Annotated in this window: 21 protein-coding genes; 4 read left to right on the top strand and 17 right to left on the bottom strand. The window is 62.8% G+C overall.

The features are described 5' to 3' along the window. The first annotated feature begins 219 nt into the window (after nucleotides 1–219). Nucleotides 220–558 (top strand): hypothetical protein, encoded by a 339-nt coding sequence (locus tag AC07P1_RS13770; protein ID WP_090315555.1) that lies wholly within the window; start codon nucleotides 220–222, stop codon nucleotides 556–558. A 105-nt stretch (nucleotides 559–663) separates the two neighbouring features. On the opposite strand, the gene cysM is transcribed toward AC07P1_RS13770, so the two are convergent. After that, nucleotides 664–1,566 carry a cysteine synthase CysM gene (cysM, locus tag AC07P1_RS13765; RefSeq protein WP_494696329.1) on the bottom strand — a complete coding sequence of 301 codons (903 nt, stop codon included), beginning with the start codon at nucleotides 1,564–1,566 and terminating at the stop codon, nucleotides 664–666. Nucleotides 1,567–1,769: 203 nt separating this feature from the next. Between cysM and AC07P1_RS13760 the strand changes: the two genes are divergently transcribed. Continuing rightward, on the top strand, nucleotides 1,770–3,536 hold the full coding sequence (locus AC07P1_RS13760) for an FAD-dependent oxidoreductase (protein WP_494696328.1): 1,767 nt from the start codon (nucleotides 1,770–1,772) through the stop codon (nucleotides 3,534–3,536). 202 nt (nucleotides 3,537–3,738) lie between these two features. Here AC07P1_RS13760 and AC07P1_RS13755 read toward each other — a convergent pair whose 3' ends face one another. After that, nucleotides 3,739–4,659: a polysaccharide deacetylase family protein gene (locus tag AC07P1_RS13755; protein ID WP_494696327.1), complete on the bottom strand. Its 921-nt coding sequence runs from the start codon at nucleotides 4,657–4,659 to the stop codon at nucleotides 3,739–3,741. Nucleotides 4,660–4,813: 154 nt separating this feature from the next. Here AC07P1_RS13755 and AC07P1_RS13750 point away from each other — a divergent pair, with 154 nt between their 5' ends. Both AC07P1_RS13750 and AC07P1_RS13745 read left to right on the top strand, forming a co-directional pair. Next, on the top strand, nucleotides 4,814–5,380 hold the full coding sequence (locus AC07P1_RS13750) for a carboxymuconolactone decarboxylase family protein (RefSeq protein ID WP_494696326.1): 567 nt from the start codon (nucleotides 4,814–4,816) through the stop codon (nucleotides 5,378–5,380). Continuing rightward, nucleotides 5,373–6,548 carry a patatin-like phospholipase family protein gene (locus tag AC07P1_RS13745; RefSeq protein ID WP_494696325.1) on the top strand — a complete coding sequence of 392 codons (1,176 nt, stop codon included), beginning with the start codon at nucleotides 5,373–5,375 and terminating at the stop codon, nucleotides 6,546–6,548. The genes AC07P1_RS13750 and AC07P1_RS13745 overlap by 8 nt, the downstream gene beginning before the upstream one ends. Here AC07P1_RS13745 and AC07P1_RS13740 read toward each other — a convergent pair. The 15 genes from AC07P1_RS13740 to gyrA all read right to left on the bottom strand — a co-directional run bounded on the left by AC07P1_RS13740 (nucleotide 6,545) and on the right by gyrA (nucleotide 23,375). Next, nucleotides 6,545–7,861: an MBL fold metallo-hydrolase gene (locus AC07P1_RS13740; RefSeq protein WP_494696324.1), complete on the bottom strand. Its 1,317-nt coding sequence runs from the start codon at nucleotides 7,859–7,861 to the stop codon at nucleotides 6,545–6,547. The genes AC07P1_RS13745 and AC07P1_RS13740 overlap by 4 nt on opposite strands. 96 nt (nucleotides 7,862–7,957) lie before the next feature. Continuing rightward, entirely contained in the window at nucleotides 7,958–8,311 is a 354-nt protein-coding gene (locus AC07P1_RS13735) for a ComEA family DNA-binding protein (protein WP_494696323.1), read from the bottom strand. 231 nt (nucleotides 8,312–8,542) lie between these two features. After that, nucleotides 8,543–9,496, bottom strand: a complete 954-nt coding sequence (rfaE1, locus tag AC07P1_RS13730; protein ID WP_494696322.1) for a D-glycero-beta-D-manno-heptose-7-phosphate kinase — start codon at nucleotides 9,494–9,496, stop codon at nucleotides 8,543–8,545. 271 nt (nucleotides 9,497–9,767) lie between these two features. Beyond that, entirely contained in the window at nucleotides 9,768–10,943 is a 1,176-nt protein-coding gene (gene lapB / locus AC07P1_RS13725) for a lipopolysaccharide assembly protein LapB (RefSeq protein WP_494696321.1), read from the bottom strand. 24 nt (nucleotides 10,944–10,967) lie between these two features. Continuing rightward, complete coding sequence (locus AC07P1_RS13720) at nucleotides 10,968–11,270, bottom strand: LapA family protein (RefSeq protein ID WP_494696320.1); 303 nt, start codon at nucleotides 11,268–11,270, stop codon at nucleotides 10,968–10,970. A 138-nt stretch (nucleotides 11,271–11,408) separates the two neighbouring features. Beyond that, a complete protein-coding gene (locus AC07P1_RS13715) occupies nucleotides 11,409–11,714 on the bottom strand; it encodes an integration host factor subunit beta (RefSeq protein WP_008446215.1) in 306 nt (101 codons plus the stop codon). 10 nt (nucleotides 11,715–11,724) lie between these two features. Further along, entirely contained in the window at nucleotides 11,725–13,404 is a 1,680-nt protein-coding gene (rpsA, locus tag AC07P1_RS13710) for a 30S ribosomal protein S1 (RefSeq protein WP_020705490.1), read from the bottom strand. 126 nt (nucleotides 13,405–13,530) lie between these two features. Continuing rightward, nucleotides 13,531–14,205: a (d)CMP kinase gene (gene cmk / locus AC07P1_RS13705; RefSeq protein ID WP_315216964.1), complete on the bottom strand. Its 675-nt coding sequence runs from the start codon at nucleotides 14,203–14,205 to the stop codon at nucleotides 13,531–13,533. 15 nt (nucleotides 14,206–14,220) lie between these two features. Beyond that, nucleotides 14,221–15,534 carry a 3-phosphoshikimate 1-carboxyvinyltransferase gene (gene aroA / locus AC07P1_RS13700; RefSeq protein WP_494696319.1) on the bottom strand — a complete coding sequence of 438 codons (1,314 nt, stop codon included), beginning with the start codon at nucleotides 15,532–15,534 and terminating at the stop codon, nucleotides 14,221–14,223. A 20-nt stretch (nucleotides 15,535–15,554) separates the two neighbouring features. Beyond that, on the bottom strand, nucleotides 15,555–16,469 hold the full coding sequence (locus AC07P1_RS13695) for a prephenate dehydrogenase (RefSeq protein ID WP_494696318.1): 915 nt from the start codon (nucleotides 16,467–16,469) through the stop codon (nucleotides 15,555–15,557). 17 nt (nucleotides 16,470–16,486) lie between these two features. Further along, on the bottom strand, nucleotides 16,487–17,596 hold the full coding sequence (hisC, locus tag AC07P1_RS13690) for a histidinol-phosphate transaminase (RefSeq protein ID WP_494696317.1): 1,110 nt from the start codon (nucleotides 17,594–17,596) through the stop codon (nucleotides 16,487–16,489). 26 nt (nucleotides 17,597–17,622) lie between these two features. Beyond that, on the bottom strand, nucleotides 17,623–18,696 hold the full coding sequence (gene pheA / locus AC07P1_RS13685) for a prephenate dehydratase (RefSeq protein WP_471704736.1): 1,074 nt from the start codon (nucleotides 18,694–18,696) through the stop codon (nucleotides 17,623–17,625). Nucleotides 18,697–18,880: 184 nt separating this feature from the next. Next, nucleotides 18,881–19,984 (bottom strand): 3-phosphoserine/phosphohydroxythreonine transaminase, encoded by a 1,104-nt coding sequence (gene serC, locus AC07P1_RS13680; RefSeq protein WP_494696316.1) that lies wholly within the window; start codon nucleotides 19,982–19,984, stop codon nucleotides 18,881–18,883. A 17-nt stretch (nucleotides 19,985–20,001) separates the two neighbouring features. Beyond that, nucleotides 20,002–20,565: a DUF2059 domain-containing protein gene (locus AC07P1_RS13675; RefSeq protein ID WP_494696315.1), complete on the bottom strand. Its 564-nt coding sequence runs from the start codon at nucleotides 20,563–20,565 to the stop codon at nucleotides 20,002–20,004. Nucleotides 20,566–20,681: 116 nt separating this feature from the next. After that, entirely contained in the window at nucleotides 20,682–23,375 is a 2,694-nt protein-coding gene (gene gyrA / locus AC07P1_RS13670; protein WP_494696314.1) for a DNA gyrase subunit A, read from the bottom strand. Between the last annotated feature and the right edge of the window lie 325 nt (nucleotides 23,376–23,700).

Here is a 23,700-nt window from a genome sequence, read left to right as displayed (position 1 = left end):
GCATCGGGACAACAATACTCGTCTATGCAGTTTTTTTCTATTGCTGTCGAGTATTACAATGCGAGATGTTGTATAATTGTGTATATATTATGAAACTTGTTATCCCGGAATCGGTCCGTGTGTAAATTCGTTCCTTGGTAAGGATGAACATTAACGCAGCAAAGCGAGCTCCGAGTGTTTTACTTTGCAGGACAACTTACAGAAGGAAAAGACGAAATCATGACAAACCAAGTCGGCATAGATATGAACAACGATGCGGATGGCGATGACCTGCTGCAATACAATCCCAACCGCCTGCTCGATACCCTGATCGAAAACCTGCGCTTGAAAAACGACGCGGCCCTGTCGCGCGCGTTGGAAGTCGCACCGCCAGTGATCAGCAAAATTCGCCACCACCGCCTGCCGGTGGGCGCTTCGCTGCTGATCCGCATGCACGAAGTGAGCGATCTGAGCATTCGTGACCTGCGTTACTTGATGGGCGACCGCCGCAACAAGTTCCGCATCAGCGATAAGCAGTTCAAACCAAAGGAAGGCGAACCAGGCCAGGGCCAGGGTTAAGTTTCACCCCGGCACTGACCTGCTTCGTTCTACCCTTGTGTCCCTCCCCCCTCTTGCAGGGGCGAGGGATACATCTTTTTGCGCGCCGAGTTTACGGCGGCGAATTTACGCTGGAAACACACCGGTCGACAGATAGCGGTCGCCCCGGTCGCACACGATGAACACGATCGTTGCGTTCTCGACCGTCTGCGAAAGACGCAACGCGATCTCACAGGCGCCCGCCGCCGAAATACCACAGAAAATCCCTTCCTCCGCCGCCAACCGGCGCGCCATGCGTTCGGCCGACGCCTGCGACACCGCCTCGACCTTGTCCACGCGCGTGCGGTCGTAGATTTTCGGCAGGTAGGCTTCCGGCCATTTGCGGATGCCGGGGATCGACGAGCCCTCTTCCGGCTCGGCGCCGATGACCTGCACGTTCGGATTCTGCTCCTTCAGATAACGCGACACGCCCATGATGGTGCCGGTGGTGCCCATGGCGCTGACGAAATGGGTGACGCGGCCGTCGGTGTCGCGCCAGATTTCCGGGCCGGTGCCCTCGTAGTGCGCGCGCGCGTTGTCCTGGTTGCCGAACTGGTCGAGGATGATGCCCTTGCCGTCCTTTTGCAATTGCTCGGCCATGTCGCGCGCGTATTCCATGCCGCCGGTCTTGGGCGTGAGCATGATCTGCGCGCCGTAGGCGGCCATGCTCTGGCGCCGCTCGATGCTCAGGTTCTCCGGCATCAACAGCAACATTTTGTAGCCGCGCAACGCCGCCGCCATCGCCAATGCGATGCCGGTGTTGCCGCTGGTCGCTTCGATCAGGGTGTCGCCGGGCTTGATGTCGCCGCGCTCCTCGGCGCGCTTGAGCATCGACATGGCGGCGCGGTCCTTGACCGAACCGGCCGGGTTGTTGCCTTCGAGCTTGCCGAGAATAATATTGTTGCGGGCGACCGCGTCCGCGCCGGGCAGGCGGGTCAGCTGCACCAGCGGTGTATTGCCGATCGTATCTTCCAGAGTCTTGTAAGCCATCGTGTTCAATCTTCAGTGGTTTCGCCAAAACATGCATTTTAATCCGAGTTGCCGTTGCGCGTATTGCAAGTGCCGGCGAGGCCCCTGCCTGAGGAGGTAAAGTGCCGGAAGTCTTTGGACTGGAACGGCGGCATGCGCTAGACTTGCGTCATCGCTGCAACGCACCACGCCCGCGCCGACCACTCTTACACCACTCGACCGCCATGTCCACCTCCCCGCTTGAAATGCTGCCCGACGCCACCCCTGAAACGCAGGCCGCGCTGCCCGCCGATCTGGAAAGCCGCCGCCACCAGATGTTCCCGACCCTGTCCGACGGCGACATCAAGCACATGCTGCGTTTCGGCCACGTGCGCCACTTCAGCGACGGCGAAAAAATCGCCGAGGCGGGCAAGAGCAGCTACGGCATGCTGCTGGTGCTCAAGGGTGGCGTCGCGATCACCCGCTTCGACGGCCTGGGCAACACTTCGTATATCACCACGCACACGCCGGGCCAGTTCTCCGGCGAAGTGGCGCAGTTGTCGGGACGCCCGGCGCTGGGCAACGCCGACGCCGTCGGCGAGGTCGAGGTGCTGGTGATTCCACCCGAATCGCTGCGCGCGCTGCTGGTCGCGCACGCCGACCTGGGCGAGCGCATCGTGCGCGCGCTGATCCTGCGCCGCGTCGGCCTGATCGAACAGAACTCGGGCGGCCCGGTCATCGTCGGCCCGCGCGGCCACGGCCGCATCCACACCCTGCAAAGCTTCCTGGCCGCCAACGGCCATCCGTACAGCGTGCTCGATCCGGAGGTGGACCAGCAGGCGACGGAGCTGTTGGCCCACTACCAGCCGACGCCGGACGAACTGCCGCTGGTGGTGTGCCCGGACGGCGTGGTCAAGAAAAATCCGACCACGGTCGATATCGGCCGCTGCCTCGGCATGCTGCCGGAGCTGCCGGCAGATAAGGTGTGGGACGTGATCGTCGTCGGCGCCGGCCCCTCCGGACTGGCGACGGCGGTGTACGCGGCGTCCGAAGGCTTGTCGGTGCTGGCGCTGGAAACCCGCGCCTTCGGCGGCCAGGCGGCCGCCAGCGCACGCATCGAAAACTATCTCGGCTTCCCGACCGGCGTTTCCGGCCGCGCGCTGGCCGGGCGCGCGTATGTGCAGGCGCAGAAATTCGGCGTCGAGATCGCCATCCCCGCTCCCGCCGGACGGCTGATCTGCGACACCTATCCGCTGCAAGTGGAAATGTGCGGCAGCCTGCAGAAGCTGCAGGCCAAGACCGTGGTGCTGTCGTGCGGCGCGCGCTACCGCCGGCCGTCGCTGGCCAACCTCAAGCAGTTCGAGGGCAAGGGCATTTATTACTGGGCGTCGCCGATCGAGGCCAAGCTGTGCAAGACCGAGGAGATCGTGCTGGTCGGCGGCGGCAACTCGGCCGGCCAGGCGGCGGTGTTCCTGGCGGGGCACGCCTCCAAGGTGCATATGCTGATCCGCAAGGACAGCCTGGCGTCGACGATGTCGAGCTATCTGATCGAACGCATCCAGGCCACGCCGAACATCGAGCTGCATACGCACTCGGAGATCGTCGCGCTCGAAGGCGACGAGGATGGCCTGAAGCAGGTGCGCATCCGCAATTCGAAAAGCGAGGAGGAATGCGATTACGACGTCTGCCGCGTGTTCCTGTTCATCGGCGCCGATCCGAATACCGGTTGGCTGCAGGACTGCGGTGTCGATGTCGATGGCCACGGTTTTATCCGCACCGGTTTCGACGTCACCAAGGCGCAGTGCAAGGCCAACTTCGACAAGGGGGTGTACCCGCGCGAGATGCCGGCGCGCGCCGCGCTCGAGACCAGCGTGCCGGGCGTGTTCGCCATCGGCGACGTGCGCGCCAGCTCGACCAAGCGGGTCGCGGCGGCGGTGGGCGAAGGCGCGGCGGTGGTGTCGCAGATCCACGCGTTCCTGGCGAATCTGCCGGCCGACAAACAATCCCTCTGACGGCACGGGACATATGACACGCCGCCGGCGGCGCATGCATGGCGGATTACGCTTCGCTAATCCGCCCTACGTGTCTCCGGGTAGCCTCTAACGCCACGGGACCTTAGCCTTAACGCGGAGACACGTAGGGCGGATTAGGCGGAACGCCGTAATCCGCCATGTGCGCGCCGCCGACGAAGCATACAATGTCCCCGACGCGCATTCATTTGACGCCGGCCTTCTCCAACTGCCCGATCTCGAAATCGCCGTCGTCGACCATCCGCTCCCACCCCTCGAACTTGCCCATGCCGCGCGTGCGGGCGATCGACAGCAGCAGGCTTTGTCCCGGCGCCTGGCGCTCCGGCTGCAACTGATACACCGGATCGGCGAACGCCTGCGCCGGCGTGACGATCGTCCAGCCCATATCGACGAACTGCTGGATCACATCCTTCAACCACAGCGCGTTAATCAGGTTGTGATGCTGTAGCAGCACCTGCGGAATATCCCGTCCCTCCAGCTTGCGCGACAAATCGCGGTAGGCGATCGCACGCTGTTTAACATGCGCCAGGTACGCCTGCTTGATCGGTTCGATATCCGCCTTGGGATTGGCCCGTAACACCTCGTCCAGCTTCGCGTCCAGACGCCAGTCGCTGGTGTCCAGGCTCACGTAGCCATTGCGATAGCCCTGCTCCTTGAGGAAGCTTCGCATGCCGTCGCGCTTCTCCGGCGTATTCCCCTCTCGAAGGAAGGTGAACCGGAACCACTTTTGATACCCCGGCAAGGTGGACGTGATGCGGTCGCAATCGCGGATCTCCCGCTGGTACCGCGCCAACGTCACCTTCGCGGAATTCAAATCCGGGTGCGTCATCGTGTGGTTGCCCAGCGCATGACCGGCATCGCCCCACGCCTTGGCCAGCGCATAGCCGGCCGGCTTGGTGGCGCCGAAGTCGCAGGTGACGAACAACGCCGCTGACACCTTGTGCGCGGCCAGCGCGTCGAGCATCGCCTGGTTGCGCTGCTGCGGCGACATCAACGGCGTCTGCTCGAGTTGCGGTCCGTCGTCGAAGGTGAAGGCCACCGATTGCGCGTGCGCCACGCCTATGCCCGCGAACGCCATCATCGCGGCCATAGCGGTTAAGCGCATACGGCGACCAAGTGTTACTAACATATTTTCTCCTTAAGGGCGATCTAATCGAACGCCGAACTCATCCATGCCAGAATGAACGCCGAGGTAACACGCAAGGCCTCAGTGCTCCAATTGTTTCCTCGACATCATACTTCAACCATCCGAGGACAAAATGCGACTTCCACTCATCCCCCCAAGCGAACTGAGCCCCGAACAAAAAGACCTGTACGACAACATGCGAAAAGGCATCGCCAGCAATTTCAACGCGTTCCAGGTGGAGCGCGAAGACGGCGCCTTGATGGGCCCCTGGAATCCATGGCTGCACGAGCCGGCGATCGGCAAAGCGATCTGGGACCTGACCCTGGCCATGACCGCCAACGCCGTCCTGCCGGACAACGTGCGCCAGATCGCGATCCTGGTCGTCGGCGCCCGCTACAACGCCGCCTACGAGCTATATGCCCACGTCGCCGTGGCCGAAAAAGAAGGCATGACGGCCGCGCGCCTGGCCGCGCTGGTGGCGGGCCTGAAACCGGTCGATCTGTCGCCCGAAGAAAACGCCGCCTTCGATTTCTCGTACGCGCTCAGTCGCGGCGGCACGCTGCCGGAGCCGCTGTACAGGCTGGCGATCGACACCTTCGGCCAGCACGGCACCAACGAGTTGATCTACCTCGTCGGCCTGTACGCACTGGTGTCGACCACGCTGAACGGCTTCAACGTGCCGGTGCCCGAGCGTGAATAAGCGCGACACCACCACCTCGCCCGACGGCCGGCTGGAGCCCGCCGTCGCGGCGTCGTCGGAGTTCGGCAGTGTCGCCCTGGTGCTGCAAGGCGGCGGCGCGCTGGGCGCCTACCAGGCCGGTGTCTACGAACGCCTGCTGGAAGGCGACATCGAACCGAATTGGTTGTCGGGCATTTCGATCGGCGCCATCAACAGCGCCATCATCGCCGGCAACGCGCGGCAAGACCGCGTCGCACGGCTGCGCGAATTCTGGGAACTGGTCAGCGATGGCGGCGCCTGCGCGCCCGGCGCCAACTGGAGCGGCCTGACGCTTGCCGACACGGCGCGCGCCTGGGTCAACCAGCTCGCGGCGGGCAGCGCGTTCGTGCGCGGCGTGCCGGGCTTTTTCGAGCCGCGCATGCCGTCCTTCCCGTTCGGCGGCAGCCAGGCCACCAGCTTTTACGACACCTCGCCGCTACGCGCCACCCTCGAACGCCTGGTCGATTTCGATCGCATCAACATGCGCGAGACGCGGCTTAGCGTCGGCGCGGTGAACGTCCGCACCGGGAACTTCTGCTACTTCGACAACGCCACCGAACGCATTGGGGTCGAACACATCATGGCCAGCGGCGCGCTGCCGCCAGCCTTCGACTCGGTGGAGATCGATGGCGAAAGGTACTGGGACGGCGGCATGGTATCGAACACGCCGCTGGAATGGGTGCTGTCCAACAGCTCGGGCCTCGATACGCTGGTCTGGCAGGTCGATTTATGGAGCGCGCGCGGCGAACTGCCGCGCGATATGGCCAGCGTCGCCACGCGCATGAAGGAGATCCAGTATTCAAGCCGCACCCGCATGGCGACCGACTCCCTGCGCAGGGTGAAGAAGCTGCACACCGCGCTGAGCGAACTCCTGGCGATCATCCCGGCGGACATGGCGGCCAGTCCGCAGGCGCAGTTGCTGGCGGCGGCGGGCGACCCCGCGCTCTACAACATCATTGAACTCGTCTACCGTTCGGCGACCTACGAGGGCCAATATAAGGATGTGGAGTTTTCGCGCAGGACGATGAACGAGCATTGGCAGGCCGGTTACACGGATGCCGCGAGCACGCTCACGCATGAGGAAATCCTCAAGCTGCCCAGCATCGACGCCAATCCGGCCGTCTTCGACTTTCTCACGAAGCCGGCCTAGCGTTCCTTAAGGCGCCGCAGTTGCGCCGCCTGGTAGGCGCCGAAGGCGTCGTTGAACAGGCAGCGTATCAGCGGATCGTCGACGATGTCCGCATCGGCCGGCGCGCCGCTGATCCGCATGTACATCGACGTCAGCGATTCCCCCAGCGCCAGGCCCGCGTATAGCTTGGCGATGGGGATTTCGGTTTGCCAAGACGGCGCTTCCTCGTCTCCCGCCGCAGCGATGCTGTCGCCATGAATGCGGTAGCGGTACCGCCGCACGCCACCGGCGTGGTCGTAGACCGACAACTGCCAGACGCATGGCGTCTCGAAGTAGCTGTCCGGCGGCAGTTCCATCTCCCGGTATTTATCCAGCAAACCCGCACCACAGTAGTCCAGCACCAGCGCGGTTTGTGCTTCCGTCAGCGGCGCGAAATGGCTGGCGATTTCGGAAGTCGGCGGCGGCGTGATACCTGCGTCATATTCGTAGTCGACGTCCTGTTCGCCGACCGGCAGCACCCATGGCAGCGGCGCGGCCGGCGTCAGCGCTTGCGGCGTCAACTCCATCGCGACGGCGGGATTGAGGCGGACGATGCGCGCATCCGGCAGCCAGGCGCCGACCTCGCGCTCGAACTGCCGGTAGGTGATCGGGAACAGCGCGTGGTTGTACCAGGACCATGGCTCCTGCACGAACTGGCAGGAACTGGGGACGACGTAACGGGGCTTGAGCGCGCGTAGTTGTTCGGGCCACTCCTCCGGCGGCTCCGGCGGGCCGCCCTCGGCGCGCGACGGCGCGATCACGTCGATCTCGCGCATGGTCTGGAAGGGCCACAGCACCATGTCCCAAGGCGCGTAGGCCGTGAGCTGTTCCAGCGTCTCCGGGTCCATCCACGAATCGACGACGTTGAGCACATTCAATCCGCCGGCACGGATGTGGAACATCGAGTCGACATCGGCGTCGAGCGCCCTGCGGGGAATGACCTCGATCGCGCCGACCGGCACCGGGACATCCACCGCCAGCGCGCGGACGTCGGTGAAGCCCAGCTCACGGATCATGGCGAACAGTTCGTCGAACAGGCAGTACAGATAAATCGTCGTGGCACGCGGCAGCAGGTCCAGGCTCTCCATCGAACAATGGTCGTCGTGGAAGTGGGAGATGAAGACGGCGTCCGGCGTCAGCTTTCTGATCCGCTCATGGTCGAAGCGCACTGCGGGAAAGGCGTGGCAATTGCGGCTGAAGGGGTTTTCGAAAATCGGATCGAACAGTATCTGCGTGCCTTCGTGCTCGAAGACATACCCAGCGTGGAGTATCCTGGAAATCTTCAGGGGCGACATGTGCGGACTCCAATCAAAATGTCGCGCTATCTTACCAGACATAAAAACGCAAAAGCCCGCAGCGTGGGGCTGCGGGCTTTTGCTGGTATGACAGATTTATTTGCCGGCTGCGGCGACCGGGGTGGAGGCCGCTTTGGGAGCGGCTTTGTCGGCCTTGGGCTTGGCCGCGGCCGTTGCACCCTCTTTGGACTTGCCGTTCACTTGCAGGCCGGCCTCGGACAGCTTGGCGGCGTTCTTGCCGCCGACGCCTTTGACGCGCTGTTCAAAATCGGCCCAGTCCTTAAACTCGCCTTTTTTTCGTTCTTCCAGGATGGCGGTGGATTTCGCCGGGCCGATGCCCTTGATCGAATCGAGCGCGGCGGCGTCTGCCTTATTGACATCGACTTGTGCGAACGCGAAGCTCATTGTGGCGGCCAGCGTGGCAATACCCAGCATTAGTTTTTTGAACATGTCTGTCTCCGTGGTTGGTGTCGAGCAAGGGCGGGAATCGCGCCTTGAATACCCTTAACGGACGGAGGCCTCACCGTGGTTGACGCTGTCGGTATGAGATAGATCAAACGCTCACGAGGATACACGTAGGGCGGATTAGGCGGAACGCCGTAATCCGCCAATGCATGCGTTGCGGCGGCGCACGCATTGGCGGATTACGCTTCGCTAATCCGCCCTACGTGTATCCGTGGATTAAGAGGCCGCGTCGAACAACTCCTCGCGCGTGACTGTCGCCGTGCCGAGCTTGCCCACGACTATGCCTCCGGCGCGGTTGGCCGTCTGCACCGCTTCGTTCCATCCCGCGCCCGCGCCGAGCATGCACGCCATCGTGGCGATGACGGTGTCGCCCGCGCCGGAAACGTCGAACACTTCGCGCGCCTGCGCCGGCATGTGGAACTGGTCGTTCTCGGTGTACAAGGTCATGCCCTCTTCCGAACGCGTCAGCAGCAAGGCGTCCAGCTTCAGCTCCGCGCGCAGTTGCTGCGCCTTGGCCGTCAGTTGCTCTTCGCTGTTCCAGCTGCCGACGATGCGCTTCATCTCCGACTTGTTCGGCGTGAGCACGGTGGCGCCGCTGTAGCGCGAGAAGTCGTCGCCCTTCGGATCGACCATCACCACCTTGCCTGCCGCGCGCGCGGAGGCGATCATGTCGGCCACGTTCACCAGGCTGCCCTTGGCGTAGTCCGACAGGACGATGACGTCGTAGTCGGCCAGCAGCGCCTTGAACTGCACCAGCTTGTCGCGCAGGACGGTGTCGGTCGGCGCTTCCTCGAAGTCGATGCGCACCATTTGCTGCTGGCGGCCGATCACGCGCAGCTTGATGATAGTGGAGATGGCGTCGTCGCGTTTCAGGTAGCTATGGATGCCGCCGCCTTGCAGCAGCTGTTCCACTTCGGTGCCCGCTTCGTCGGCGCCGACCACGCCCAGCAGGCCGGCGTGCGCGCCCAGCGCGGCGGCGTTGCGCGCCACGTTGGCGGCGCCGCCCAGACGCGCTTCGCGCTTTTCGATGCGCACGATGGGGACCGGCGCCTCCGGCGAGATGCGGCTGACGTCACCGAACCAGTAACGGTCCAGCATGACGTCGCCGACGACCAGGATGCGCACCTTGTCCAGTGCGGGGGATTGAAAGGCGGTGACGGAAGTACTCACATGGTCCTCGTTTGTTAATTAAGCTCGTCTTGATGCACTATCTGCGTGCGCTATCTGAATCACGTAGGGCGGATTAGCGTAGCGTAATCCGCCATGCATGCTCCGTCGGCGGCTCACAGATGGCGGATTACGGCGTTCCGCCTAATCCGCCCTACCTGTATCCGTGGATGCGTGCACCCGCGCATCCGTGATCCGTGATCCGTGGATCCACGCCCCCGTGCATCCGTGCATCCGTGCATCCGTGCATCCGTTAATACGTGAACCAGCAGCCTTAGTTCATTACGTTCAGTTCTTCGGTGCGGCGCGGCGGGTAGGTCTCCCACCGGCTGCATCCAGGGCACTGCCAGTAGAACTGGCGCGCCTTGAAGCCGCAATGGCTGCACTGGTAGCGCGCCAGCTTCTGCGTGTAGCCGTGTACCAGGTTCTTCACCATCGACAGTTCCGACACCACGCTCGCCGGCGCATCGACCAGACGCGCTTCCAGCAGCTTGTCCAGTCCCAGCAAGGTCGGCGTGCGGCGCAACTCATCGACCACCAGGTCCTTGGCGGCGTCGAGGCCGTCGAGCTCCAGCACCGCCTTGTACACCACCTCCAGCAGGTCGATCGACGACGCCTGCTCCAGGTAGGACTTGATCAAATTGACGCCTTCGAGCGGGCGGCCGACCTTGCGGTAGCCGTCCATCATGCGCTGCGCCACCAGCGCGGTGTGCGGCACGCTGATTTGCTCGACCCGGCGCCACGTCATCAACGCGCCTTCGACATCGTCCTTGGCCAGTTGCGCGTCGCCGATCAACAAGGTCGCGCGCACGTTGACGCGGTCGGCTTGCAGCGATTTCTCCAGCAACGGCAGCGCATCCTCCGGATGCAGGTGCACCAGCGCGTCCTGCGCCAGCTCGCAGTAGAACTGCGCGATTTCCTTCTGGCGCGATCCGGCACCCGATTCCTGCAGGCCGATGGCCGCTTCGATAGCGCGCGGCCACTCCTTCTCGCGCTGGAAGATCTCCAGCAGCGCGCGCCGCGCCGGCACCGCGTACTGGCTGTGGATCAGGCGATTGAAGGTTTCCTCGGCGCGGTCCAGCAGGCCGGCCTTCAGGTAGTCCATGCCCAGTTCATATTCGGCGTGCTCCTTCTGCTCCTGCGGCAGGTCGGGACGCGACAGCAAATTCTGGTGGACGCGGATGGCGCGTTCGGTCTCGCCACGGCGGCGGAACAGGTTACCGAGGGCGAAGTGCATGTCGGCCGTCTCCGGGTCCATGCGCACGATCTCGATGAAGGCGTCGACCGCCTTGTCCGGCTGGTCGTTGAGCAGGAAGTTCAGGCCCTTGAAATAACCACGCGGCAGCGTGCGCGATTCGGACACCAGCTGGCGGATGTCGACGCGCGCGGCGATCCATCCCATGCCGAAGAAGAGCGGGATGCCCAATAACATCCAGAGTTCAAATTCCATGCTTGTTCTTGTAGTTGGTGGTGCTTATTGTGTGGTGACGCCATCGGGCTGCGGCTGCGCGTTGACCTGCTGCGCCGACGATTGCAGCGTCGTGATGGTGGTTTTATGTTTGTTCGATTCGCGGCGGTGGCGGAACACGGTCGGCGTGAGCGCCAGCACGCCCAGGACGGCGCCGGCGACGAAGAAGCCAAGCAGCATCAGCACCAGGGGTCCGCGCAGATCATAGTGGAGGAAAAAGTGCAGATCGACTTCCTGCGTATTTTTCAGGGCAAAGCCAAAAAACAAGACGAATAGGACGATTCCAATGAGGGTGGATACGAATTTCATCAGCCTGGTTCCTGTTCTGGATTTCTAAGAGCGCCAGTATGGCATTAGTCACCGAATACTACAAAAAAAGCGCATAAAAAGCGCATAAAAAAAAGCGGCATCCGAGGACGCCGCTTTCTTGTCAAACCATCAGACGCTTCAGTCCTCGATGATCGGTTGCCCGACCATCGCGTCGACCCGCTCGCGCAATTGCTTGCCCGGCTTGAAGTGGGGCACCCGTTTTTCGGGCACCATCACTTTGTCGCCCGACTTCGGATTACGTCCGATACGCGGTGGCCGGCTATTCAGAGCAAAGCTGCCAAAACCGCGGATCTCGATGCGCTGACCGGTCGCCAGGGCGTTGGTCATCGCATCCAGAATGGTCTTGACGGCGTACTCCGCATCTTTGGCCACCAGCTGAGAATAACGCTCAGCCAGGCGGTTGATCAACTCGGACTTAGTCATCGACTAGTTCTTAGTTCTTGTTATCGAACTTGGCTTTCAACAGCGCGCCCAGGCTGGTGGTGCCCGAAGCTGCGTTGTTGTCGGTAGCGGCCATTTTCTGCATCGCTTCCTGGGTCTCGACGTTGTCTTTCGCTTTGATCGACAGCTGGATCGAACGCGCTTTGCGGTCGATGTTGATGACCAGGGCTTCGACGGAGTCGCCAACCTTCAGGTGCGTACCGGCATCTTCCACGCGGTCGCGGGAGATTTCGGAAGCGCGCAGGTAGCCTTCGACTTCTTCGGACAGTTGGATCACGGCGCCTTTAGGCTCGACCGATTTCACGGTGCCGGTTACCAGCGCGCCCTTGTCGTTCATGGCTGCGAAGTTGTTGAACGGGTCGCCTTCCAGTTGCTTCACGCCCAGGGAAACGCGCTCGCGCTCGACGTCGATGGCCAGAACGATGGCTTCCAGCTCGTCACCTTTCTTGAAGCGACGAACAGCTTCTTCGCCGGTTTCGGTCCAGGACAGGTCGGACAGGTGTACCAGGCCGTCGATGTTGCCGGCCAGGCCGATGAACACGCCGAAGTCGGTGATCGATTTGATCGCGCCACGGACTTTGTCGCCCTTCTTGTGGGTCACGCCGAAGTCATCCCATGGGTTCGCTTTGCACTGCTTCATGCCCAGCGAAATACGGCGACGCTCTTCGTCGATTTCCAGAACCATGACTTCAACTTCGTCGCCCAGTTGGACAACTTTGTTTGGAGCGACGTTCTTGTTGGTCCAGTCCATTTCCGACACGTGGACCAGGCCTTCGATACCCTGCTCGACTTCAACGAACGCGCCGTAGTCGGTGAGGTTGGTGACTTTACCGAACAGACGGGTGCTTTGTGGGTAACGACGGGACAGACCGGTCCATGGGTCGTCGCCCAGTTGCTTCACGCCCAGCGAAACACGGTTTTTCTCTTGATCGTATTTCAGGACTTTGGCGGTGATTTCCTGGCCAACGGTCAGCACTTCCGATGGGTGACGCACACGACGCCATGCCAGATCGGTGATGTGCAGCAGGCCGTCGATACCGCCCAGATCCACGAACGCGCCGTAGTCGGTGATGTTTTTGACGACGCCGGTCACGACCGTGCCTTCTTTCAGCGTTTCCATCAGTTTCTGACGCTCTTCGCCCATCGAAGCTTCGATGACGGCGCGGCGGGACAGAACCACGTTGTTACGCTTGCGGTCCAGTTTGATGACCTTGAATTCGAGGGTCTTGCCTTCGAACGGGGTGGTGTCCTTGACTGGACGGGTGTCGACCAGCGAACCCGGCAGGAACGCGCGGATGCCGTTGGTCAGAACGGTCAGGCCGCCCTTGACTTTGCCGTTGACGGTACCGACGACGATTTCGCCCGATTCCATCGCTTTTTCCAGGGCCAGCCACGAAGCCAGACGCTTGGCTTTGTCGCGGGACAGGATGGTGTCGCCGAAACCGTTTTCGAGCGATTCGATCGCCACGGAAACGAAGTCGCCTACTTTGACTTCCAGCTCGCCGTGGTCGTTCTTGAATTCTTCAACTGGGATGAATGCTTCCGATTTCAGGCCGGCGTTGACGATCACGAAGTTGTGATCCAGACGAACGACTTCAGCCGAGATCACTTCGCCCGAACGCATGTCTTGACGCGACAGGGATTCTTCGAAGAGGGCTGCAAAACTTTCCATATTAGACATTGTGACTTCCAGGTTGCCAACAAGGCTCGCGATATGCGACTTCAGTTGGGTTAAGGTTGATCAAAGTCCTGCAAGTAAGTACTAACTCACCGTGCCGGACCCGCCTTTGCTACATTTTCAGTGGGGCTTGCCCACCGCCGCATACCACTGCAACACCTGTTCGACCGCTTGATCAGCGGTCATATTGGATGTATCCAGCACATGCGCCCCTTCCGCTGGCACCAGCGGCGCGATGGCCCGGTGGGTATCCCGGTCGTCCCGCGCCTGCAAATCCATCAGTAGGTCTTCCATATTAGCAGAAATTCCCTTGCCAATCAATTGCTTATAACGGCGATCGGCCCGGGCCGCGACAGACGCGGTCAAAAACACCTTCAGCACCGCGTGCGGGAAGATCACCGAGCCCATGTCGCGCCCGTCCGCCACCACGCCCGGCGCCTTGCGGAACCCCAGTTGCAGCCCCACCAGCGCGTGGCGCACGGTCGGGAATGTTGCAATTTTTGAAGCGGTATTGCCCACCTCTTCCGCGCGGATGGCGTCGGTGACGTTTTCCTGCGACAAAATGATGTCGCCGCCCTGGAAACTGCATTGCAGGTGCTCGGCCAGCTTGGCCAGCGCGTGTTCGTCGTTCAGGTCGGTGCCACGGCGCAGGGCCGACAGCGCCGTCAAGCGGTACAGGGCGCCCGAATCCAGGTAATGGAAGCCGAGCTTATCGGCAACGCGGTGCGCGACGGTGCCCTTGCCGGATGCGGTCGGGCCGTCGATGGTGATGACTGGGATTTGGGATGTGACCATTGTTTTTTAATCTACTTATTTTGCAATCGCGGCAAACGCCGCGAAGTATTCGGGGAAGGTCTTGCCGACGCACTTGGGATCGTTGATGCGCATGACGTTGCCCTTGCGCGCGGCCCCGTCCAGCGACACCAGCGAGAAGCACATCGCCATGCGGTGGTCGTCGTAGGTGTCGATGGTGGCGGCCGTGATCATGGACGGCGGCGTCACCTTGATGTAATCCGGTCCCTCCTCGACGATGGCGCCGACCTTGCGCAATTCGGTCGCCATGGCCGCGATGCGGTCGGTCTCCTTCACGCGCCAGCTGGCGATGTTGCGCAAGGTGCTGGTGCCGTCGGCGTACAGCGCCGCCACGGCGATGGTCATGGCGGCGTCGGGAATGTGGTTGAAGTCGGCGTCGATGGCTTTGAGCACGCCGTTCGACCTGGCTTCGATCCAGTTGTCGCCCATGGTGATCTGCGCGCCCATCTGCTCCAGCGCGGCGACGAAACGCACGTCACCCTGAATACTATCGCGGCCCACGCCTTCGACGCGCACGGGACCGCCGGCGATGGCGCCGGCCGCCAGGAAGTACGACGCCGACGAAGCGTCGCCCTCGACATGGATGGTGCCGGGCGACTGGTAGACCTGGCCCGGCTGCACGGTGAACGAGCTCCAGCCGTCCTGCTCGACCTTGACGCCGAAGCGGCGCACCAGGTTCAAGGTGATCTCGATGTAGGGCTTGGAGATCAGTTCACCTTCAACGTCGATGGTGATGGCGTGTTCGGTCGCCATCAGCGGCGCCACCATCAGCAGCGCGGTCAGGAACTGGCTCGACACGTTGCCGCGCACCGACAGGCGTTGCGCGTGGATCTTGCCCTGTTTGATGTGCAGCGGCGGGAATCCCGGGTTGCCGGTGTATTCGACGTCGGTGCCGGCGGCGTTGAGGGCGTCGACCAGGTCGCCGATCGGCCGCTCGTGCATGCGCGGCACGCCGTGCAGTTTATAGTCGCCGCCGATGACGGCCAGCGCGGCGGTCAGCGGACGGATCGCGGTGCCGGCGTTGCCCATGAACAGATCCGCCGATTTATTCGGCAGCACGCCCGCCACGCCCTTGACGTGGTGGATGGTGCCGGTGGCGGTTTTCTCTTCGGTCCACTGCACGCCCAGCGAGCGCAGGGCCGCCAGCATGACGGCCGTGTCGTCGGAGGCCAGCAGGTCGACGATGGCGACGTCGCCTTGCGACAGCGCCGCCAGCAGCAGGATGCGGTTGGAGATCGACTTCGAGCCTGGCAGGCGCACCGCGCCCTCCACATGCGCGACCGTCGCCAGATCGATATATTCGTGGGTCATACTGTTCCTTGTTGTGCTGTCTATTCAGCTTTGTCTTTTGAAGGCGGCGCTTCGGCCGCCTCGATCGCGGTGATCCACTGGTGGCGGGCACGCTGGGCGTTGCCGTACACGTTCTCCAGCGCGGCGCCGTCACCGGCGGCCAGACGGGCGCGCAGTCCCGTCAATTGTGCCAGATAGGCGTCCAGCTCCGTCAGCAGCGCCGACTGGTTGGCCAGGCTGATGTCCCGCCACATTTCCGGCGACGATCCGGCGATCCTTGTGAAATCGCGAAAACCGCTGGCCGCGTACTGGAACAGTAAATCCGCATGCGGCTTGTTGGCGATGTCGTCCACCAGGGCGTATGCCAGCAAATGCGGCAAATGGCTCACGGCGGCGAACACCTTGTCATGTTCTTGCGGCGACAGGCGATGGATGACGGCATGGCAGGCGCGCCAGGCGGCGGCCACGCGATCGACATCCTCCGCCGCGTTTTCGTCGAGTGCAGTCAGCACCACCTTCTTGCCGACATACAGATCGTCGATGGCCGCCTCGGGGCCGTTGGTTTCGCGTCCGGCGATGGGATGACCCGGCACGAACTGCGCCACCTTGCCACCCAAGGCGCGGCGCGCGGCCGCCACCACGTCCGACTTGGTGCTGCCGGCGTCGGTGACCACGGTGCCCGCTTGCAGGTGCGGCGCGATGGCAGACAGGATCGCCTCGGTCTGCGCCACCGGCGCGGCCAGCAGCACCAGGTCGGCGCCTTGCAATGCCTCGGCCATGCCCTCGTCGCCGGTCGCGCCGATGACGTCGATGATGCCCAGCTCTTTGGCGCGCGCCAGCGAGGCCGCCGAGCGGCCCATGCCGACCACGCTGCCGACCGCGCCGGCCTTCTTCAGCGAACGCGCGAACGACCCGCCGATCAGGCCCACGCCAAAAATGACGACTTTGTTCAACACGAAGTTATCCTCCCCCGTCACTCCGCCAGCGCCTTGGTCAGCGCGGCGATCAGCACCGCGTTTTCCTGCGGCAGGCCGATGGACACGCGCAGCCACTCCGGCAGGCCGTAGTTGCCGACCGGGCGCACGATGACGCCCTGCTTCAGCAACGACAGGTTGACGCGCGCGCCGGCCGCCGGATCGTTGCCGACCTTGACCAGAACGAAGTTACCGTACGACGGCACGAACTCCAGTCCCAACTGATTGAACGCCTCGGTGAACTGCTGGTAGCCGGCGGCGTTGTTGGCCGCGCTGCGCTTGAGGAAGTCCTTGTCGTTCAGCGCCGCGATGGCGGCCGCTTGCGCCATCGAGTTGACGTTGAACGGCTGGCGGATGCGGTTCATCAGGTCCGTCAGCGCCGGCTGGGCGATGCCGAAACCGACGCGCAGGCCCGCCAGGCCATAGGCCTTGGAGAACGTGCGCGACACCAGCAAGTTGGGATACTTCTTGACCCATTCGGCCGATTCGAACTGGTTTTCCTCGGCCAGGAATTCGTTGTACGCCTCGTCCAGCACCACGACCACATTGGCCGGCACCTTGTCCAGGAAGGCCTGGATGTCGGCGGCCGGGATGAAAGTGCCGGTCGGGTTGTTCGGATTGGCGATGAAGACCAGGCGTGTGTCGGCATCGATGGCCGCCAGCATGGCCGGCAGGTCGTGGCCGTAGGCCTTGGCCGGGACCACGATGTGGCGCGCGCCGACGCCTTGCGTCGCCAGCGCGTACACGGCGAACGAGTACTGCGAATAAACGATGGCCTGGCCGCGCTCAACGAAGGCGTGGGCGGCGATTTCCAGGATGTCGTTGGAGCCGTTGCCCAGCGTGATCCAATCGGCCGGCACGTCGTAGCGCTTGGACAGCGCCGCTTTCAGCTCGAAGCCGTTGGCGTCCGGGTAGCGTCCCAGGTCGGTGGCAGCGGCGGTCATCGCCTGCACCGCCGATTCCGGCACGCCGAACGGGTTTTCGTTCGACGCCAGTTTGACGATCGAGGCTTCATCGAGGCCGAATTCGCGCGCGACTTCGGCGATCGGTTTGCCAGCCTGGTAAGGAGCGATGGCTCTAACGTATTCCGGTCCGTAGTTCTTGGTCATGTTCTGTCTCTGTTCTATGTTTTGGATTAAGTCAGGCTTACGGGATACGATCCCAGTACCTTGAAGAAAGCGGCGTTGCTCTGCAGCTCGTCCAGCGCCTTGGCCACGGATTCGTTCTGGATGTGGCCTTCGACGTCGACGTAGAAATAGTATTCCCAGTTGCCGTTGCGGGCCGGGCGAGATTCGAAGCGGGTCATCGACACGTTGTTCTGCGCCAGCGATCCAAGCAGGCGATACACCGAACCGGCGCGGTGCGGCGCGGCCAGCGCCATCGAGGTGCGGTCCTTGCCCGACGGGCCGGTTTGCAGATGGCCGATGACGGCGAAGCGCGTGCGGTTGTGCGGATCGTCCTGGATGTTGGCCTTGACGGTGCCGAGGCTGTAGCGCACGCCGGCGCGCTCGCCGGCGATGGCGGCGATCGAGTGGTCGTCGCGCGCCATGCGGGCCGCTTCGGCGTTGGACGAGACGGCGCGGCGTTCGACGTCCGGGTAGTTATTGTTCAACCAGATCTGGCACTGGGCCAGCGCCTGCGCATGGGCGCAGATGGCGGTGACGCCGTCCATGTTGCCGGTGCCGGTCAGCAGGCTGTGACGCACGGCGATGGCCACTTCGCCACTGATCGTCAGCGGCGTATGCAGCAGCAGATCGAGCGTGCGGCCGATGGCGCCCTCGGTCGAATTCTCGACCGGGACCACGCCGAATTCGGCGGTGCCGGCTTCGGTGGCGCGGAACACCTCGTCGATCGACGAGCAGGCCAGCACGTCGACGGCGGTGCCGAACTGCTGGTAGACCGCTTGTTCGCTGTAGGTGCCGGCCGGGCCGAGGAAGGCGACGGTGACGCGTTTTTCCAGCGAGCGGCAGGCCGACATGATCTCGCGGAAGATGGTTTGCATTTCCGTGTTGCCCATCGGGCCGGGATTGCGGTCGGCCACGCCGCGCAGCACCTGCGCTTCGCGCTCGGGGCGGAACACCGGGGCGTTGGTTTCGGCTTTGACATGGCCGACTTCCTGCGCCACCTTGGCGCGGCGGTTCAGCAGGTCGAGGATTTGCGCGTCGATGGCGTCTATCTGCTCGCGTAAAGGGGTAAGTTTATCTGTCATGGTATCGTCAATTTTTCAGCTATCGTCTTCGGAATCGTAGGGCGGATTAGCGGGCCTCGCCCGCTAATCCGCCCCGGGGCCCATCGAAGGAACGCCCTACCTGCCGGTAGGGCTTAAGAGGCGGAACGCCGTAATCGGCCATGTGTGAGCCGATGGCGGCGCATGCATGGCCGATTACGCTTCGCTAATCCGCCCTACGTGATCCCCGGCCCGCGAACTCATTCAAGTAATCCACGAGCGCCTGTACGCCCTCGATAGGCATCGCGTTGTAGATCGATGCGCGCATGCCGCCGACGGACTTGTGGCCCTTGAGCTGCAGCAGGCCGCGCGCCTTGGCGCCGGCCAGGAAAGCTTCGTTCCGGCTTTCATCCTTCAAATAGAACGGGATGTTCATGCGCGAGCGGCTTTCCGTGGCCACCCTGGTCTGGTAAAAATCGTCGACGTCGAGCGCCTTGTACAGCAGCTCCGCCTTGGCGATGTTGACCTTCTCCATCGCGGCGACGCCGCCGTTCTTCTTCAGCCACTGGAACACCAGGCCGGCGATGTAGATGCCGTAGGTGGGCGGCGTGTTGTACATCGAGTCGTTGTCGGCGACCAGCTTGAAGTCGAACGCCGACGGGCACACCGGCAGCGCCTTGCCCAGCAAATCGTCGCGCACGATGACGATGGTGACGCCGGCCGGGCCGATGTTCTTTTGCGCGCCGGCGAAGATGACGCCGTACTTGGAGACGTCGATCCGGCGGGACAAAATATGCGACGACATGTCGGCCACCAGCAGCACGTCCGGTTGCGCCGCCGGCAGGCCGGTGTCGAAGTCGAACTCGATGCCGTCGATGGTCTCGTTGGTGCACATGTGGACGTAGGCCGCGCCGGGTGTGAGCTTCCACTCCGACTGCGGCGGCACGCCGGTGGCCGACGAGGCGGCGATGTTGACGTTGGCGTATTTGGCCGCTTCCTTGATGGATTTGCCCGACCACGAACCGGTATGGATGAAATCGATGGTTGCTGGTTGCGGCTTGTGGCCGACCAGATTCAACGGAATGATGGCGTTTTGGGACAAGCCCCCGCCCTGCATGAACAAGATCTTGTAATTGTCCGGTACTGCCAGCAGCTCGCGCAGGTCGCGCTCGGCCGCCTTGTAAATCGAGATAAACTCCGGTCCGCGGTGGCTCATCTCCATCACCGACATGCCGCTGCCATGCCAGTCCAGCATTTCGGCGGCGGCTTGCGCCAGCACTTCCTTCGGCAGCACGGCCGGGCCGGCGGAGAAGTTATAGATGTGAGTCACTGTGGATCCTTTGTGGGTTACTGTTTGCCTTCTTGCTGCATTTTCTGCATCACGGGGCCCATGCGGCGGCTCACCACCTGCTGTCCCACCTGCATGCCCTGGGCCATCAGCTGCGGCATCGAGGCGAGCATCTTGGCGCCGACCGGCGTGCGGTAGAAAGCGGTCATCTGCTTCAGTTCATCGGCGCTGAAGGTGCGCGCGTAGATCGGCACCGTCTCGGCCAGAATCTCGTCGATCAGTTTAGGATCGTTCAACACGTCCTGCATGGCGCTGATGACACCCGGCAATTCAGCCTCCATCTTGGCCAGCGCCTTGGTTTTCTGCTCGGCGTTCAGCTTCGGATTGTTGTTGATGCCCGCCTCGGCGCCAGCGCGCATCGATTGCGCGATCCCCTGCGTCATCTGCCGCATCATCCCGGTCATCATGACGCGGTGGTTCATCGCCTCGAACAGCTCTTGCGAGGCGGCCAGGGTAGCCGGGTCGATGGCGGCGGCTGGCGCCGGGGCCGGAGCCTGCGCGTAGGACGATGCGGCGCCGGTCAGGGCGAAGGCGGTAACGACGGCTGCTACGATTTTTTTCATGAATTCTCTCTTGGAATGACAACGGGGCCAGTCTTATTGTCGCATTAATCCGCGAAATAAACCCTGGCCCCGCCGGCCCCGATCCAAAACTGCGACCGGGGCTTTGTTTGCTGCGCTTATTCCGCCGGATTGTCGTCCGCCGGGCTGTCGTCGGCCGCCGGAGCGTCCGCCGCCGGCACGTCGACAGGCTTGCCGTCCGGACCAGGTTCCAGCTCGACTTCGTCGATGTCGGTTTCGACCACGCGCTGCAGGCCGGACAGCTTGGTGCCGTCCTCCACCGCGATCAGGGTCACGCCCTGCGTGGCGCGGCCCATCTCGCGGATCTCAGCCACGCGGGTGCGGATCAGCACACCACCGGTGGTGATCAGCATGATCTCGTCGGTCGGCGTGACCAGGGTCGCCGCCACCACCTTGCCGTTACGCTCGGAGGTCTGGATCGCGATCATGCCCTTGGTGCCGCGGCCGTGACGGGTGTACTCGATGATCGGGGTACGCTTGCCGAAGCCGTTCTCGGTCGCCGTCAGCACCGACTGCTGCTCGTTTTCCGCCACCAGCAGCGCGATCACGCGCTGGCCCTCGTCCAGGTTCATACCGCGCACGCCACGGGCGTTGCGACCCATCGGACGCACGTCGTTCTCGTCGAAGCGCACCGCCTTGCCGGAGTCGGAGAACAGCATGACATCGTGCTCGCCGTCGGTCAGCGCGGCGCCGATCAGGAAGTCGCCCTCGTCCAGGTCGACCGCGATGATGCCGGCCTTGCGTGGATTGCTGAAGTCCTTCAGCGGCGTCTTCTTCACGGTACCGAGGCTGGTCGACATGAAGACGTAGTGGTCTTCGGGGAAGGTCCGGTTCTCGCCCGACAGCGGCAGGATGACGGTGATCTTCTCGTTGTCGGCCAACGGGAACATGTTGACGATCGGCTTGCCGCGCGAGTTGCGCGAGCCTTGCGGCACTTCCCACACCTTGAGCCAGTACATGCGGCCGCGGTTGGAGAAGCACAGGATGTAATCGTGCGTGTTGGCGATGAACAGCTGGTCGATCCAGTCTTCCTCTTTGGTCGCCATGGCCTGCTTGCCGCGTCCACCGCGCTTTTGCGCGCGGTATTCGGTGATCGGCTGCGCCTTCATGTAACCGGTGTGCGACAGGGTCACCACCATGTCCTGCGGCGTGATCAGGTCTTCGGTGCCCAGATCGGTGGCGTTGTGCTCGATGTTGGAGCGGCGCGGATCCTTGGCGCGGTCGCCGAATTCGTTGACCACGTGGGTCATCTCGTCGGTGATGATGGTGGTGACGCGTTCCGGCTTGGCCAGGATGTCCAGCAGGTCGGCGATTTCGGCCATCACGTCTTTGTATTCGTTGACGATCTTGTCCTGTTCCAGTCCGGTCAGGCGCTGCAGGCGCATTTGCAGAATTTCCTGCGCCTGGTCGTCGGACAGCTTGTACATGCCGTCGGCCTGCATGCCGTAGTGCTTCGGAAGGTGCTCCGGACGGAAGGCGTCGATGCCGCCGATGGTGTCGCCTTCGCCGGTACGGGCCAGCATCTCGCGCACCAGCGACGAATCCCACGAACGTTCCATCAGGCCCGTTTTCGCGACCGGCGGTGTTGGCGCGGCCTTGATGATGGCGATGAAATCGTCGATGTTGGCCAGCGCGACCGCCAGGCCTTCCAGCACGTGGCCGCGTTCGCGCGCCTTGCGCAGTTCGAACACGGTGCGGCGCGTGACCACTTCGCGGCGGTGCGACAGGAAGCACTGCAGCATCTCTTTCAGGTTCAGCAGGCGCGGCTGGCCGTCGACCAGCGCCACCATGTTCATGCCGAAGGTGTCCTGCAACTGGGTCTGCTTGTACAGGTTGTTGAGCACCACTTCCGGCACTTCGCCGCGTTTCAGCTCGATGACCACGCGCATGCCCGACTTGTCGGACTCGTCGCGGATGTCGGAGATGCCTTCGAGCTTCTTGTCGCGCACGTTCTCGGCGATACGCTCGAGCAGCGACTTCTTGTTCACCTGGTACGGCAGCTCGTCGACGATGATGGCCGTGCGGCCGCCGTCCTTGCCGTACTCTTCATAGTGGGTCTTGGCGCGCATCACCACGCGGCCACGGCCGGTGCGGTAACCGTCGCGCACGCCCGAGACGCCGTAGATGGTGCCGCCGGTCGGGAAGTCCGGCGCCGGGATCAGCTCGATCAGCTCGTCGATGGTGCAGGTCGGATTGCGCAGCACGTGCAGCGCGCCGGCGATCACCTCGTGCAGATTGTGCGGCGGGATGTTGGTCGCCATGCCGACCGCGATACCCGACGAGCCGTTGATCAGCAGGTTGGGGATGCGGGTCGGCAGTACGGTCGGCTCTTTTTCCTTGCCGTCGTAGTTGGGCTGGAAGTCGACGGTGTCCTTGTCTATGTCGGCCAGCAACTCGGCGGAAATCTTGTCGAGACGGCACTCGGTGTATCGCATCGCCGCCGCGCCGTCGCCGTCGACCGAACCGAAGTTACCCTGGCCGTCGACCAGCATGTAGCGCAGCGAGAAGTCCTGCGCCATGCGGACCAGCGTGTCGTAAATCGAGGCGTCGCCGTGCGGGTGGTACTTACCCATCGTCTCGCCGACCACGCGGGCGCACTTGACGTAGGGACGGTTCCACACGTTGTTCATTTCATGCATCGCGAACAGAACCCGGCGGTGCACCGGCTTCAAGCCGTCGCGCACGTCAGGCAAGGCGCGGCCCACGATCACGCTCATCGCGTAATCGAGGTAGCTCTTGCGCATCTCTTCTTCGAGGGAAATAGGGATTGTTTCTTTTGCGAATTGATCCATTGGCGGGTCGACTGATCTTTGACTGTGGGTTATCTTTTAAGCAATGTATGCCGCACTTACTGCACTCCTGCCCTCCCTATCCTAATTGGAAGGGCAAGCGTGCGATTTTAGCATGCGGGCCGCGCAACTAACACAAATTGGCCGCCAGCCCGGCACCCATGCCTTGTGTGCGCTGCCTCACGCGTTGTAACACCATGTAATATTGATGACACATTACTCAATTATTATCGACAATCACGTTGCAACAAAACAACATTTTGGTCGGACGCGAATCGGCGCCATGTTGGCGCCTTTTCACGCCGCCGGATCGCTTGTGGCAAAATGG

Source organism: Duganella sp. GW821-FHT07F09 (assembly GCF_059418705.1).
This window is presented reverse-complemented; position numbering and strand designations above follow the sequence as displayed.

What these genes read in the sequence shown, in the direction of transcription:
- AC07P1_RS13770 (WP_090315555.1), top strand. Translation starts at nt 220, where the DNA reads ATGACAAACCAAGTCGGCATAGATATGAACAACGATGCGGATGGCGAT.
- cysM (WP_494696329.1), bottom strand. Translation starts at nt 1,566, where the DNA reads ATGGCTTACAAGACTCTGGAAGATACGATCGGCAATACACCGCTGGTG.
- AC07P1_RS13760 (WP_494696328.1), top strand. Translation starts at nt 1,770, where the DNA reads ATGTCCACCTCCCCGCTTGAAATGCTGCCCGACGCCACCCCTGAAACG.
- AC07P1_RS13755 (WP_494696327.1), bottom strand. Translation starts at nt 4,659, where the DNA reads ATGCGCTTAACCGCTATGGCCGCGATGATGGCGTTCGCGGGCATAGGC.
- AC07P1_RS13750 (WP_494696326.1), top strand. Translation starts at nt 4,814, where the DNA reads ATGCGACTTCCACTCATCCCCCCAAGCGAACTGAGCCCCGAACAAAAA.
- AC07P1_RS13740 (WP_494696324.1), bottom strand. Translation starts at nt 7,861, where the DNA reads ATGTCGCCCCTGAAGATTTCCAGGATACTCCACGCTGGGTATGTCTTC.
- AC07P1_RS13735 (WP_494696323.1), bottom strand. Translation starts at nt 8,311, where the DNA reads ATGTTCAAAAAACTAATGCTGGGTATTGCCACGCTGGCCGCCACAATG.
- lapB (WP_494696321.1), bottom strand. Translation starts at nt 10,943, where the DNA reads ATGGAATTTGAACTCTGGATGTTATTGGGCATCCCGCTCTTCTTCGGC.
- AC07P1_RS13720 (WP_494696320.1), bottom strand. Translation starts at nt 11,270, where the DNA reads ATGAAATTCGTATCCACCCTCATTGGAATCGTCCTATTCGTCTTGTTT.
- AC07P1_RS13715 (WP_008446215.1), bottom strand. Translation starts at nt 11,714, where the DNA reads ATGACTAAGTCCGAGTTGATCAACCGCCTGGCTGAGCGTTATTCTCAG.
- rpsA (WP_020705490.1), bottom strand. Translation starts at nt 13,404, where the DNA reads ATGGAAAGTTTTGCAGCCCTCTTCGAAGAATCCCTGTCGCGTCAAGAC.
- cmk (WP_315216964.1), bottom strand. Translation starts at nt 14,205, where the DNA reads ATGGTCACATCCCAAATCCCAGTCATCACCATCGACGGCCCGACCGCA.
- aroA (WP_494696319.1), bottom strand. Translation starts at nt 15,534, where the DNA reads ATGACCCACGAATATATCGATCTGGCGACGGTCGCGCATGTGGAGGGC.
- hisC (WP_494696317.1), bottom strand. Translation starts at nt 17,596, where the DNA reads ATGACCAAGAACTACGGACCGGAATACGTTAGAGCCATCGCTCCTTAC.
- pheA (WP_471704736.1), bottom strand. Translation starts at nt 18,696, where the DNA reads ATGACAGATAAACTTACCCCTTTACGCGAGCAGATAGACGCCATCGAC.
- AC07P1_RS13675 (WP_494696315.1), bottom strand. Translation starts at nt 20,565, where the DNA reads ATGAAAAAAATCGTAGCAGCCGTCGTTACCGCCTTCGCCCTGACCGGC.
- gyrA (WP_494696314.1), bottom strand. Translation starts at nt 23,375, where the DNA reads ATGGATCAATTCGCAAAAGAAACAATCCCTATTTCCCTCGAAGAAGAG.